Below are 13,281 nucleotides of genomic sequence, written 5' to 3'. Positions count from 1 at the left end.
GGGCGGTGGTCGACCGGGTCTGCGCAACCGGCGGGACCGGCTCACCCTTTAGGTACGACGCCCGCTGCCGCCTCCTCCGACACGCGTGATGCCGCCCGCCCGGATGTCCGACATGTTCGAACCCCTGGTCCGACGCGGAGGAGAGCGACACCATGCCCAACTCCCCCGACACCCCACCCCCACCCGCCCCCTCGCCGGCCGGCCCACCTGCGGCTGACCTCTCCCCCCAACCGCCGCAGGCGGAAGTTGCTGCTGGCTCGCACGAACCGCCGCCGGAGGACGGCACAGCGGGCTCGTGGTCGCTTCCGCGGGGTGTCGTGGTGCTGTTGGGGACCGCCGGTGCGATCATCACCGCCGGCGGGCTGCACGGGTTCTCGAGCATCGCCGGGCCGGTGTTCCTCGCCTTGATCCTCACCATCGCGGTCAGCCCGCTCCGACGGTTCCTGATCCGGCGTGGCGTCCGCAGCTGGATCGCCGCCCTGGTCGCCCTCGTCGTGGTGATCTCTCTCCTGCTCGGCCTCGCCGCCGCCCTGGCCCTTTCGCTCGCCCGGCTCGCGACGCTGCTTCCGACGTACCAGGACACTTTCGGGCAGCTCATCAACGACGTACGCGTCTGGCTGGCGCACCGCGGCATCGGAAACCAGGAGATCCAGCGCGTACTGCAGGCGCTCGACCTCGGCAAGGCGCTCGGGATCCTTCAGACCTGGCTGACCAAGCTGCTCGGAGTGTTCTCCGACCTCGGCTTCATCATCATCCTGCTGTTCTTCATGGGCATGGACGCGAACGGCTTCACCGCGCGCCTGACCGAGGCCGCGAAGCACCGCCCCGGAATCGCCCGCGCCCTCACCAGCTTCGCCCGCGGGACCACCCGGTACCTGGTCGTCTCCACCATCTTCGGCCTGATCGTTGCCGTCGTGGACGTCGGCGTTCTCTACCTGCTCAGCATCCCGCTGCCGTGGCTGTGGGGCCTGCTGGCGTTCATCACCAACTACATCCCGAACATCGGCTTCATCATCGGCGTCGTCCCGCCGGCGCTGCTCGGCCTGCTCGACAGCGGCTGGACCACCCTCCTCTGGGTGATCATCGCGTACTGCGTCATCAACTTCGTCTTCCAGTCGATCATCCAACCCAAGATCGTCGGCGACGCGGTCGGTATGTCGACCACCCTGACGTTCCTGTCCCTGGTCTTCTGGGGCTGGGTCCTGGGCCCGCTGGGGGCAATCCTCGCCATCCCCCTCTCCCTCCTCGCCAAGGCCCTGCTCCTGGACGCCGACCCGTCCACCCGCTGGGTGAACGGCCTGATCTCAAGCAACGACGGCCCCAAAGGCCTCGATGGCTCGTAGCGCGTCTGCCTGCGACATACCCGGCGGCTGGATGCGCAGGACGATGCCGTCGGCGCCCATCTCCTCGTAGTGCGCCAGCCGTTCAGCGCACTCGGCGCGCGAGCCGATCACGCTGCGGTCGACGATGTCGTCCCAGCCCTGCGTGTACCGGCTGACATCCGTCGACGTCCGTTTCCACCCGGTGTAGGCGTCGTACAGGTCCCGCAGCGGCTCCTCCAACGCCGCGCGGGCGTCCTGCGACGTGGGAGCGCAGTACCCCTCCCGGCACAGGATGACCTCCTGCCCCAGCGTCCCCTCGCCGCGGCGATACGACAGGTACTCCGCGATTTTCGCCGGCAGGTCCGCGTCCAGCTCGTTGAACGACGTCGTCCAGCCGTCGCACATCCGGGCGGTGCGCTCCAGCACCGCCGACACCCGCCCGCCGTTCCAGATCCGCGGCCGCGGCGACTGCACCGGGCGCGGCGACAGGTACGCGTCCTGGATGCTCGTGAACTTCCCGTCGTACGTGACCTCGTCCGACGTCCACAGCCGCGTGAGGATCTCCAGCCCCTCCTCGAACCGCGCGACCCGCTCGGACTGCGTCACGCCGTACAGCGCGAACTCCTCCGGCCGGTACCCGAGCACGAACCCCGCCGTCAGCCGCCCACCGGACAGTACGTCGATATGCGCCAGCGTCTCCGCGAGTACGACGGGGTCGTACAACGGCGCCACGATCCCCGCCGTCGCGATCCCGATCCGGGAGGTGTGCGCGGCCAGCCACGTCATCGAGGTGAGGATCTCGTGGTACCCGGGCCGGTGCAGGTGCCGTTCGCCGAGCACGACCCACTCGAACCCGGCCTGCTCGGCGAGCTTCGCCTGCTCGACCGCGTCGGCCAACCGGGGCCGCTCGTCCGGGGTGCCGTAGAGGTTCAGATAGAGACCCAGCCGCATCGGGGTGCCACCTTCCGTTGACAGAGAGCGCTCAGGGTATTTACGGTCTTGACCGTAAATGCTTTCCGCTCAGATTGCGACCCTAGGAGCCGGTTATGAGTCTTGCAGCACAACCGGCGGGGTTGCCGGACGGGGCATCGGCGGCGTCCGGGCCGATCAGCGCGATCAAGACCCGCGTGGTCAGCGCGCCGTACCGCCGTCCGTTCCAGATCAGCAGCGGGATCAGCACCGAGCTCATCAGCCTGGTCGTCGAGGTCCACACCGCCGACGGGGCCGTCGGGATCGGCGAGACGTCACCGATGACGGCGTACACCGGTGAGACGCTGGCCGGCGTACAGGCCGCGATCGAGGAACACCTCGCCCCGGCGCTGGTCGGTCGCGATCCGCTCGACCGGGCCGGTGCGCACGTGGTGATGGACGCCGTACTGCGTGGTCAGCAGGTCGCCAAGTCGGGCCTCGACATCGCGCTGTACGACCTGGCCGGTCGCCTGAGCGGCTGGCCGGTGCACACCATCCTCGGCGGCAGCGTCCGCGACCGCGTCCAGACCACGTGGGTCGTCGGCCTCGGCACGCTCGACGAGATGGCTGCGGAGGCAGCGGAGTACGCCGATCGCGGGTTCATGCACCTGAAGGTCAAGGGCGGCCAGGACCCGGCCAAGGATCTCGAGCTGATCCGCGCCGTCCGCGCTGCGATCCCCGACGACGCCGAGCTGTGCCTGGACGCCAACGAGGGGTACGACGCGACCACAGCCCTCCCGTACCTGGCGAAGATGAGCGCCGCCGGTCTGACCCTGCTGGAGCAGCCACTGCCCCGCTGGGACCTGGCCGGGCTGGTGCGGCTGCGCGAGCGCCTCGACGTACGCGTGATGGTCGACGAGAGCATGCACTCGCTGCACGACGCCATGGAGATCGCACGGCGCGGTGCGGCCGACGTACTCAACATCAAGATCCTCAAGGTCGGCGGACTCCACCGTGCGCTGCAGATCGCCAACGTGGCCGAGGCTGCCGGGCTGGCGGTGAAGGTAGGCTCGATGCCGGAGCTGGGCGTGGCCACGCTGGCCGCCGTACACCTGGCCGCCGCCGTGCCCGGTGCGACCGTCGCGGCCGACCTGGTGGGGCCGCTGATGGTCACCGAGGACCCGCTGGCGCCGAGTGTGTTCGCCGACTGCGACGGCTGGATCGACGTACCGCAGGGGCCCGGTCTCGGGCACTCCGTCTGACGCTGTCTGAGAGGTCTCTGATGCACCCACTCGTAGAGCGACTGCGCGGCACACTGCTTCCCGCTGTGGTCACACCGATGGACTCCGACGGTGTCGTCGCGTACGACGCTCTCACCGCGTACGCCGGTGCGCTGACGACCCAGTCCGTCGGCGGGATCGCGGTGTGGGCGCACACCGGGCGCGGGCTGTACCTGTCGCCCGGCGACCGCGCCAAGGTGCTGGAGACGTGGCGGCAGGCCACCGACGTACCGATCGTGGCGGGTGTCGGCGTACCTCGCTCTGCTGAGGTGTCCGGGCTGCAGGAGGCGGCCAATGCGACGGTGGAGATGGCGCTGGCCGCTGCAGCGGGTGGAGCGGATGCGGTGATGGTCTATCCGCTGGCGGCGCTCGGCGACCTGCCGGACGGGGATGCGCAGGCGGTGGCGTTGCACGAGCGGGTGGCCGCGGAGAGCGGGCTGCCGCTCGTCGGGTTCTACCTGCACGGTGAGGCCGGCGGGTACCCGTACTCGCCTTCGCTGATCAAGGACCTGCTGTCACTGCCGTCCATGCTCGGAGTGAAGACGGCGACGCTGGACCGGGCCATCGGCTGCCAGGACGCGATCTGGGCCGGGCGTGGCAGCGGCAAGCTGCTGATCACCGGCGAGGACCGCATGTACGGGCCGTCGTTCATGTGGGGCGCCGACACGGCGCTCGTCGGGATCGCGTCGGCGCAGGTGGAGCTGTCGACCGCCGTACTGCGTGCATGGATTGCCGGCGACCACTCCGGGTTCCTGACCGCGTCGGACCGGCTGGACCGGTTCGCGGCGGCGACGTTCTACGCACCGATCGAGGGGTACGTGCAGCGGATGCTGTGGGCAGCCGAATGGGAGGGCCTGGTGCCGGCCGAGGCGGCGCACGATCCCTACGGTCCTGACCTGCCGCCGGGCGAACGCGACCTGGTGGTCCGCTGCCTCGAGGAGCTCCACGCCTAGCACGGGCAGTGGGGTGGCGCGCTCCCTCCTTCGCTCCACCACACCGCCGCCGTCGCGGGCCGCCTCAGGGGGTGGCGGCAATTGTGGTCTTGACCGAAACTAAGAGAGCTAGACCTGAACGTCAAGGGCCCGGGGCTCTGCTGCGCTATTCTGCGAGTTGAGGGCCAGACCAGAAGTCGTCGGAGGATGCCGTGCGGATCAGCTCAGCTTCGGGGCCGGTGTCCTGATGGCGCTCACGGTCGGCGTGGTCGGACCGGAGGATCTGGTCCAGCGCGTGACCGCCGTCGGCGCACCGAGCGGGACTGCCCTCCTCCCGCTGGCCTACCGGCACGAGACCGAAGCGGTCGAGCTGGTCGAGCAGGCGCATTCCGACGTCGACGCGTTCCTGTTCACCGGCGTCGTCCCGTACACGATCGCCACCGAGGCCGGGGTGATCGACCGACCGGCGATGTACGTCTCGTACGACGGCGCGACGCTGCTGCGGGCGCTGGTCGAGCTGCTGCGGCTCGGGCACAACGTCACGCAGTTCTCGATCGACACGCTGCGGCGGTCCGAGGTGATCGAAACGCTGATCGAGGCGAAGCTGCCGACGGAGCACATCCACGTGCTGCCGTACCGGCCCGGGCTGACGTCGGACGACATCGTCGAGTTCCACCGGACCGCACGCGAGAAGCACGACACAAAGGTCGCGATCAGCTGCCTGGGTTCGGCATTCCACCTGATCGAGAACGAGATGCCGTCTGTGCGGCTCGCACCGTCGCGCTACTCGATCCGCTCTACTTTGCAGGCTTTGGTGCTGACGACGACCGGCCAGCACGTCGGCGATGCGCAGGTCGCGCTTGGGGTGATCGATCTACCAGAACCGGACGACGCCCTCGCCGCCGACCTCATCACGCTGGGCGGCAGCCTGGCCGCTCTCCCCGACGGCCGGCATCTGGTCGTCACCACACGCGGGCTGCTGGAGCAGGCGACCGAGCAGTTCTCCCGGATGCCTCTACTCGATCACCTTGCAGCTAGGCACACCACGGCGTACGTCGGCTTCGGCGTCGGCCGCACTGCCGCTGAAGCCGAGGCCCTGGCCCGCCGAGCCGTCAGCCGTGCCGCATCGATCGGATCGGTCGCCGGCGTTGTCTCGATGTCCGACGACGTCGAGATCGTCATCGAACCGAGCGGCGAACAGCCGACCACCGCCCGCGGCACCGAAAGCCTCCCCCTACTCGCCCGCCGGGTAGGCCTCAACACCCAAACCCTCGCCCGCATGCGCGAACTCACCGCCACCCTCCCCGACGGCCTCACCACCCAAGACGTAGCCGACCACCTCGCCGTCCAACTCCGCACCGCCCGCCGAGTCCTCAAACGCCTCGAACGAGCCGGCCTGGCCGCCCCCACCGGCACCCAACAACACGGCCGCACCGGCCGCCCACCGACGGTCTACCTGATCCGCTTGTAGCACTCAGTTCGGTTGGATGACCGTCACGCCGGCAGGTGTGCCGTCGGAGAGTGCTGCCAGTGCGGCGGGGGTTTCGTCGAGGGTGATCGTGCGAGTGATCAGGCTCGACGGGCTTAGCTTGCCTGCAGCAACCAATTCGAGCATCTCCGGATAAGCGTGGGCCGGCATGCCGTGGCTGCCCAGCCACGACAGTTCCTGCCCGATGAGGCGACCGACATCCAGAGAAACGCCGGACGGGAGCAGACCGATCTGGACATGCCGTCCGCGCGGACGCAGGAGCCGGAGAGCCTGCTGGACGATCTCGTTCGACCCCAGGGCGTCGATGGTGACACGCACTCCACCAAAGTCCGGGACCGTCGACGTCGTGTGCGCCGCGCCGTACTGAGCTGCCAGCTTCAGAGCCTCAGGGTTTGTGTCGATGGCGATGACCTCGGCGCCGAGCTCGGCGGCGATCATGACTGCGGAGAGGCCTACGCCGCCGCAGCCGAAGATGGCTACGCGTTCGCCGGGGCGGACCTTGGCGATCTGGTGGACGGCGCGGAAGGCGGTGGCGAAGCGGCAGCCGAGGCCGGCGGCGGTGGTGAAGGCCATGTCGTCGGGGAGGCGGACGAGGTTGACGGAGGCGTAGGGGACCGCGACGTACTCGGCGAAGGAGCCCCAGTAGTTGAAGCCGGGTTGGAGCTGGTTCGGGCAGACCTGTTGGTTGCCTTCCAGGCACTGCTCGCAGACGCCGCACGCGCAGATGAACGGCGTCGTGACGCGATCGCCGACCTGCCAGCCCGTTACCCCGGCGCCCACCTCCGCGATCGTCCCGGCCAACTCGTGGCCGGGCACATGCGGCAGGACGATGTCGGCGTCGTGCCCCATCCACCCGTGCCAGTCGCTGCGGCACAGCCCGGTCGCCTCGACCTTCAGGACGACCGCACCCTCCGCCGGCTCGGGCCGCGGAACCTCTCGTACGACGGGCAGAACGCCGTACTCCTCGATCACGACAGCGCGCACCAAGGCATCGTAGTCAGCCCACGCAGAACTCGTTGCCCTCGGGATCGAGCATCACGATATGGCCGAGTACGTCGGGGCCGTAGAACTCCTCGCGGACCTGGGTCGCGCCGAGACCCACGAGCTCCGAAGCCTTGGTGCGCATGCGCTCGGCCGTCACGTCGTCGCGGGTCGGGCCTGCCACCCGGATGTCGATGTGGAACCGGTTCTTCGAGGTCTTGGGCTCGGGCACCCGGAGGAACCCGATCGCCGGCCCGACATCGTCGGGGTCCACGATCGAGGCTCCCTCCGGATCCTCGTACCCGGGCTCCTGCACATAATCCAGCGCAGCTGCCCAGAACTCCGCCAGCCGCTGCGGGTCGGCCGCATCCGCGCCGATCGTCCAGTTCGTCGCCATGTGGGTGACGCTAGCGCCGATTCCGGACGAACGGCGACCGGAAAGCTCAGCCGCCGGCGACCGCCGGGATGATCGAGACCTGGCCGCCGTCCTTGATTGCAGTCTGGAGGCCGTCGGCGAAGCGTACGTCGTCATCGTCGACGTACACGTTCACGAACCGGCGCAGCTCGCCCGCCTCGTCCAGGACGCGGCCCTTGATGCCGGGGTACGACGCGTCCAGCGAGTCGAGCACCTCGGTCAGCGTCGAGCCCTCCGCGGAGACCTCGGACACGCCCTGCGTGTACGGACGCAGGATGGTCGGAACCCGAACGCTCACAGTCACTGCAGGCCTGCCTTCACGAAGGCGTCGTACGACGCGGGGATGGTCACCTTGGGGCCGACCCGGTCGGCCACGGCGTCGAGCGTCTTCAGCCCGTCGCCGGAGTTGATGATCACGGTCTCGGCCTCGGGGTCGAGCTGCCCGGTCGCGATCAGCTTCTTCAGCGTTGCGACGGTCACGCCACCGGCGGTCTCGGCGAAGACGCCCTCGGTCCGGGCCAGCAGCTGGATGCCCTCGATGACCTCTTCGTCGCTGACGTCCTCGATGGCGCCGCCGGTACGGCGGGCGACGTCCAGCACGTACGGCCCGTCCGCCGGGTTACCGATCGCCAGCGACTTCGCGATCGTGTCCGGCTTGACCGGCTTGACCACGTCGTACCCGTCGCGGAACGCCTGTGAGACCGGGGAGCAGCCGGTCGCCTGCGCGCCGTACACCTTGTAGTCGGTGGCGTCGACCAGGCCGAGCTTGCCGAGTTCGGTGAAGCCCTTGTCGATCTTGGTCAGCTGCGAGCCGGACGCGACCGGGATCACGATCTGCTCCGGCAGCCGCCAGCCCAGCTGCTCGGCGATCTCGAAGGCCAGCGTCTTGGAGCCTTCGGAGTAGTACGGGCGGACGTTGACGTTGACGAACGCCCAGCCCTCCTCCTCGCCGGCGATCTCGGAGGCCAGCTTGTTCACGTCGTCGTAGTTGCCCTCGACGGCGACCAGCGTCCCGCCGTACACGGCGGTGGTGATCACCTTCGGGCGCTCGAGGTCGTGCGGGATGAACACGACCGAGCGGATGCCGGCCCGGGCGGCGGCCGCGGCGACGGCGTTGGCCAGGTTGCCGGTGGAGGGGCAGGCGAAGACCTTCATGCCCAGCTCGCGGGTCGCGCTGAGCGCGGAGGCCACCACCCGGTCCTTGAAGGAGTGGGTGGGGTTGCCGGAGTCGTCCTTCACCCAGAGCTTGCGGAGGCCGAGCTCGCGGGCGAGATTCTTCGCGTCGATGAGCCGGGTGTAGCCGGGCTCGGTGTTCGGGTAGCTGGCCACGTCGACGGGGACGGGCAGCAGCGGCTGGTAGCGCCAGATGTTCTTGGGTCCGGCCTCGATCTGCTCGCGGGTGATCGTCGGGTACTCGTATCCGACCTCGAGCGGACCGAAGCACTCCATACAGGCGTAGAACGGACCGAGCGGCGACTTCGCCCCACAGGCGCGACAGCTCAGGTGCGTACCGTTGCCGAAGGCACCTTCACGGATCGTGTGGGTGGCGGTCTGGCTCATGAGTGAGGTTCCCCTCTCATCTTCCCCGCGAACACCGGATCTCGGCGGCGGGACGGATTTGGCACCGTTCCACCGCGAGACGCCCCGGGCGGGGGCTCGACGGGGAGGGTTGCCGGGACTTCAACGGGCCGTTTCCCTCAGTCCCTCTGGATGAGCTGCCCCCGAGATTACCCAATCGGGTCCATATTGTGTCTTGTGATCCCACCATGCGAGACCGCCGATCTCAGCCGCGACCACGCTCAGGCGGCGGCGTCCCGGCGTACGTCGAGCATCCGCATCAGCGGCGTCACCGCGACACCGTGGACGACCACGCTCAGTACGACGGTGAACCCGACCGTCGCCCACAACCACGGTAGGTCGGTGCCGAAATCGGACCCGGCGTACGCCAGGTAGAACACCGAACCGACCCCGCGGATCCCGAACGCAGCCGTCACCCAGCGCTCGGACCGACCCAGTGGCGTGCCCGCCAGCGCGACCCACGCGGTCAGCGGACGGATCACCAGCACCAGCAGCAGGCCCAGCGCGACACCGGCAAAGCTCAGCGGCCGGAGCAACCCAGCAGTGATCGCCGAGCCGAGGAGCAGCAGGATGCCCCAGGTCAGGATGTGTTCGAGCTGCTCGACGAACCCGTGCAGGTCCTCGTGGAAGTCGTGATGCCGCTCGGCCGCGCGCAGTGTCAGCGCGGCGATGAACACGGCGACGAAGCCATACCCGTGCAGCACCTGTGCGAGCCCGTAGACACCCAGCGTCATCGCAAGTGCCAGCACAGGCTCACGCGCGTCGGCCAACCTGAAGGTCCGCGACGGCGCGGAGAACGCCATCTTGCCGAGCAACCACCCGACACCGAGGCCGACCAGCACACCGATCACAGTCCGCCCGATCAGATCCCAGGCGAACCACTCGAGCGCCCAGTTACCCACCGCACCCTTCGTCGCCCCGAAGACCGCCGCGTAGACGAACGGGAACGCCAGACCGTCGTTCAGCCCGGCCTCCGACGTCAGCGCGAAGCGGACCTCGTCATCCTCCTCCGGCTCGGCGTCCGCGCCAGTCGACGGCCCCTGCACCTGCACATCCGACGCGAGGACCGGATCGGTCGGAGCGAGTACGGCGCCGAGCAGCAACGCGGTCGCCGGCGCCAGCCCGAGCAGCCAGCCCGCACCGGCGACAGCCGCGATACAGGCCGGCATCGCGACCAGCAGAAGCCGCCACGTCACCTTCCAGCGGTGCCACCCGATCGGGCGGTCGATCGCGAGGCCGACGCCCATCAACGCGACCAGGATCGTCAGCTCGGCGAGGTGCTCGGTGAGACCCGGCTCGACGATCGGACTGAGGTGGGATTTGTCGACCGCGAGCCCGAGGAGCACGCCCGCGCCGAGGAAGCCGATCGGTGCGGAGACGGCGTACCGGCGGAGCAGCCGCGGCAGGACCGCGCCGAGCAACAGCGCCAGGCCCGCCACGAGATACAGGCCGTCGCCGTTGATCTTCATGATGCGGTCCCGGTGCCCGGGCTAACGCAGCCGATGCGTCGCGCCGGGCGTGTGGGTCGGCAGCGCCTTGCGTGGGCCGTAGCGCGGATGACGGATCCCGGCCATCTCCAGCAACCGTTGGACTCGGAACCGGTGGCCGCGGTACGGCTCGATCAGCTCGGCGCAGCCGTCGTCGTCCAGCTCCTCGCCGATCAGCGCGTACGAAACGTCGCGCGATACGTGATAGTCCGCGAACGAGAACGCATCCGCGTCACCATGCGCCCGCTGACGCACCTCCGCCGCCGTCCACACCCCGACGCCCGGGAGCGACCGCAGCCGCCGCTCGATCTCGGCCGAGTCGGTCAGGTCGAGCGTTCGTTCCAGCGCCTTGGCCCGGGTCGCCGCCGTCAACACCACCCTCGAACGTCGGCCTTCGACGCCCGCGCGCAACCACTGCCACGACGGGATCAGCCGCCAGTCCTCCGGCGCCGGCGGCACGAACAGCATCCGTCCTTCTGGACCACCCGGACCCGGCGCGCGTTCGCCGTACTCACGCAGCAGCACCCGCCACCCGCGGAACGCCTCCTTGCCGGTGACGACCTGCTCGATCCCCGCGGCCGCCATCGCCTCGAACACGGCCCGCGTCCGCGGCACCCGCACATCCGGGAATCGCCGCGCCGCATCCACCAGCGCAGGATGCTCCGGCAGCGGCTCGAACCCGTCCCAGCTGTCCTTGTCCCCCAACAACTCCGGCACCCCGTCGAGCGCCCACGAAGCCCCGGCTCCCCACGCCTCGGCCTCGACCTCCGACCCGTACGGCGTCAGCCGCAGCAGCACCGGCCCCTCCGGCGTCCGGGTGGCCCGCCACACCGTCCGCCGCATCGGATCGAACACGTACGCCGGATCGCCCGGCCCCTTCCGCAACCCCCCGATCACCGAATGCGGATCCACCACGCGCCCCGCTCGCCAGACCCGCACCACCGAACTCACCCGCCAAGTCTTACCCACCCCACCGACAGAACCCCATACTGGGCGACATGACGGCCTGGCAGTGGGTCAAGGTGGTGGGGAACTTCCTCAATCTGTCCACGCTGGCCGGCGCCTTCGTCGGCGTCCTGGGGCGGGCGAAGTTCACCCGCGGCCCGCGCGGCCTGTACTTCGCCAACGGCTACAAGCTCGGCTTCCCCGTCGCCGGTGCGTTCACGATCGGGAACGTCGTCCTCAGCAAGCACAACCGCTCGTACTTCGACGACGCGGCGCTGGTGCGGCACGAGGAGCGGCACTCCTGGCAGTACTTCTGCCTGATCGGGTTGCCGATGCTGCCGTTGTACGTCGTGGGCGTGGTGATCTCGTTCCTGCTGACCGGTGATCCGGCGTCGCGGAACCCGTTCGAGCGGCTCGCCAACCTGAAGGAGGGCGGGTACGTCGAACGGCCGATCCAGCCGCTCGGGAAGACCGTGACGCAGGCGTTCAGCGTGCTGAGATCGCGTCCGAAAGGGCCGTGAGAACGGTCACCACGCCGCTCGGGTCGTCGACGACGATGTCCGCGGCCTCGATCAGCTCGGTCGCGTTCGACGACCGCGTCGCCAGCAGTACTGCGCTCAGCCCGTGCTCGCGCTCTTCCGAGATCGCGCGGAACGCGGCGAGATCGCCCAGGTCGTCCCCGGCGTACAGGATCGAGCGCGCGCCAGTCGACTCGATCAGGCTGCGGATCGCGACGCCCTTGTCGATGCCGGGCGGTCGCAGTTCAAGGACGAGGTTGCCGGGCTCCAGCCGCAGCTCGGTCTCCTCGGCCAGCGCGGTCATCGGCCCGCGCAGGAGCTCGAAAGCCCCGGTCGGATCGTCCAGCCGGCGCGTGTGCACAGCCAGCGAGCTTTCCTTGTCCTCCACGAACGCATCCGGTACGCCGGCCTCGGTCAGCAGCTCCGGCAACCGGCCGCGAGCCGTCGCGACCCCTGCCGGCACAGGCTCGGTGGTGACCTTCCCGGTCGCGGCGTCCCACCGCTCCAGCCCGTAGTGGCCGAGCACAACGAGCTCGCCGAGTCCGGGGTGAGCACTCACGCCAGAGAGCTCGGTCGCCACCAAAGCGGGGCGGCCGGTCACGATCGCTACCTGGACGACCGAGCGGGCCAGCCGGGCCAGCGCATCCAGTGCACCCTCGGCCGGCCGGGACAGTGCGGGGTCCTCGACGAGCGGAGAGAGCACACCGTCGAAGTCCGACGCGATCACCGCGGTGGCCGGATCGGCGACGATGGCTGCCCAGCCTGCAAGCCCGGCGTCGGTCTGGATGACCGGAGTACTCATCCGGCGTAGTCCGAGGTGAGGATCACGGTCAGGCGATCCTTCTTCATGTTGTCCAGCGCGCCCTTGCTCCGGCCGACGCCGATGTCGTGCGCGAGCTGGTTCGCGGCCTCGAGCATGCCCGGCGGGTAGTAGACCGTGCTCTCGGCGATCTTGCCGTGCCAGTTGTCGGGCGAGCCGGCCACTGTCCAGCCCGCCTGCCGCGCACGGCCCGCGACCTCGTCGGCCAGACCCTTGCGCGGGGTGTTGTTGTAAACCTCGATCGCCGGCCGCTCCTCGACCGGAATCGTCACCGGCTGGGTCTTGGGCGGCTGAGACGTCGGCTCAACAGGAGGCTCGGTCGACGAGGGTGCGCTCGTCGGCACCTTGGACGGCGTGACCTCCGGCGGCGTCGTGGTCTCCGTCGACGGCCTCGGGATGCTGGCGGCGATCGTCGACGGCCCGGAGGAAGGCTTGGGCGACGGCTTGCTGCTCGGCTTGGACGCAGCGCCGGACGGCTCGTCGGCCTTGCTGTCGTGCCCCCGGGTCCCGAACAGCACCAGCAGACCGGCCACGATCGCGACGACCGCGGCCACGGCGACGAGTGAGGACAAGACTTGCCCCCGGTCGCCACGTGGGCGGGACAT

At 69.5% G+C, this 13,281-nt stretch carries 14 protein-coding genes and 1 riboswitch; of the genes, 5 read left to right on the top strand and 9 right to left on the bottom strand.

The window, feature by feature from the left end; genetic code table 11:
* The first annotated feature begins 152 nt into the window (after positions 1-152).
* The gene (locus tag FDA38_RS03985; RefSeq protein ID WP_137252693.1) at positions 153-1,343 is read left to right on the top strand and encodes an AI-2E family transporter; all 1,191 of its coding nucleotides are present in this window, start codon (positions 153-155) and stop codon (positions 1,341-1,343) included.
* On the opposite strand, the gene FDA38_RS03980 is transcribed toward FDA38_RS03985, so the two are convergent.
* Positions 1,305-2,273 carry an LLM class flavin-dependent oxidoreductase gene (locus FDA38_RS03980; protein WP_137252692.1) on the bottom strand — a complete coding sequence of 323 codons (969 nt, stop codon included), beginning with the start codon at positions 2,271-2,273 and terminating at the stop codon, positions 1,305-1,307. The two genes, FDA38_RS03985 and FDA38_RS03980, sit on opposite strands and share 39 nt — an antisense overlap.
* 95 nt (positions 2,274-2,368) lie before the next feature.
* Here FDA38_RS03980 and FDA38_RS03975 point away from each other — a divergent pair, with 95 nt between their 5' ends.
* From FDA38_RS03975 to FDA38_RS03965, 3 genes are all read left to right on the top strand, one after another.
* Positions 2,369-3,493 (top strand): mandelate racemase/muconate lactonizing enzyme family protein, encoded by a 1,125-nt coding sequence (locus tag FDA38_RS03975; protein WP_137252691.1) that lies wholly within the window; start codon positions 2,369-2,371, stop codon positions 3,491-3,493.
* Between the two features lie 20 nt (positions 3,494-3,513).
* Positions 3,514-4,464, top strand: a complete 951-nt coding sequence (locus FDA38_RS03970) for a dihydrodipicolinate synthase family protein (RefSeq protein WP_137252690.1) — start codon at positions 3,514-3,516, stop codon at positions 4,462-4,464.
* Positions 4,465-4,690: 226 nt separating this feature from the next.
* A complete protein-coding gene (locus FDA38_RS03965) occupies positions 4,691-5,914 on the top strand; it encodes a response regulator (RefSeq protein ID WP_137252689.1) in 1,224 nt (407 codons plus the stop codon).
* A 3-nt stretch (positions 5,915-5,917) separates the two neighbouring features.
* Here FDA38_RS03965 and FDA38_RS03960 read toward each other — a convergent pair whose 3' ends face one another.
* From FDA38_RS03960 to FDA38_RS03935, 6 genes are all read right to left on the bottom strand, one after another.
* Complete coding sequence (locus FDA38_RS03960; protein ID WP_137252688.1) at positions 5,918-6,916, bottom strand: zinc-dependent alcohol dehydrogenase family protein; 999 nt, start codon at positions 6,914-6,916, stop codon at positions 5,918-5,920.
* 13 nt (positions 6,917-6,929) lie between these two features.
* On the bottom strand, positions 6,930-7,310 hold the full coding sequence (locus tag FDA38_RS03955; protein WP_137252687.1) for a VOC family protein: 381 nt from the start codon (positions 7,308-7,310) through the stop codon (positions 6,930-6,932).
* A gap of 46 nt (positions 7,311-7,356) precedes the next feature.
* Entirely contained in the window at positions 7,357-7,632 is a 276-nt protein-coding gene (locus FDA38_RS03950) for a ubiquitin-like small modifier protein 1 (RefSeq protein WP_137252686.1), read from the bottom strand.
* Positions 7,629-8,888 (bottom strand): threonine synthase, encoded by a 1,260-nt coding sequence (thrC, locus tag FDA38_RS03945; protein ID WP_137252685.1) that lies wholly within the window; start codon positions 8,886-8,888, stop codon positions 7,629-7,631. The genes FDA38_RS03950 and thrC overlap by 4 nt, the downstream gene beginning before the upstream one ends.
* A gap of 13 nt (positions 8,889-8,901) precedes the next feature.
* Positions 8,902-9,045: riboswitch (SAM riboswitch) on the bottom strand.
* Positions 9,046-9,127: 82 nt separating this feature from the next.
* The gene (locus tag FDA38_RS03940; protein WP_137252684.1) at positions 9,128-10,375 is read right to left on the bottom strand and encodes a cation:proton antiporter; all 1,248 of its coding nucleotides are present in this window, start codon (positions 10,373-10,375) and stop codon (positions 9,128-9,130) included.
* 21 nt (positions 10,376-10,396) lie between these two features.
* Complete coding sequence (locus tag FDA38_RS03935) at positions 10,397-11,344, bottom strand: DNA-3-methyladenine glycosylase family protein (RefSeq protein WP_233714510.1); 948 nt, start codon at positions 11,342-11,344, stop codon at positions 10,397-10,399.
* Between the two features lie 47 nt (positions 11,345-11,391).
* Here FDA38_RS03935 and FDA38_RS03930 point away from each other — a divergent pair, with 47 nt between their 5' ends.
* Positions 11,392-11,859: a hypothetical protein gene (locus FDA38_RS03930; RefSeq protein WP_137252682.1), complete on the top strand. Its 468-nt coding sequence runs from the start codon at positions 11,392-11,394 to the stop codon at positions 11,857-11,859.
* Here the strand turns inward: FDA38_RS03930 and otsB are convergent.
* Complete coding sequence (gene otsB / locus FDA38_RS03925; protein ID WP_137252681.1) at positions 11,825-12,658, bottom strand: trehalose-phosphatase; 834 nt, start codon at positions 12,656-12,658, stop codon at positions 11,825-11,827. The two genes, FDA38_RS03930 and otsB, sit on opposite strands and share 35 nt — an antisense overlap.
* A complete protein-coding gene (locus FDA38_RS03920) occupies positions 12,655-13,281 on the bottom strand; it encodes a LytR C-terminal domain-containing protein (RefSeq protein ID WP_137252680.1) in 627 nt (208 codons plus the stop codon). The genes otsB and FDA38_RS03920 overlap by 4 nt, the downstream gene beginning before the upstream one ends.

It is taken from the genome of Kribbella jiaozuonensis, assembly GCF_005233875.1.
GTDB lineage: Bacteria > Actinomycetota > Actinomycetes > Propionibacteriales > Kribbellaceae > Kribbella > Kribbella jiaozuonensis.
The sequence above is the reverse complement of the archived record's forward strand: the minus strand, read 5'-3'. Positions and strand labels throughout refer to the sequence as shown.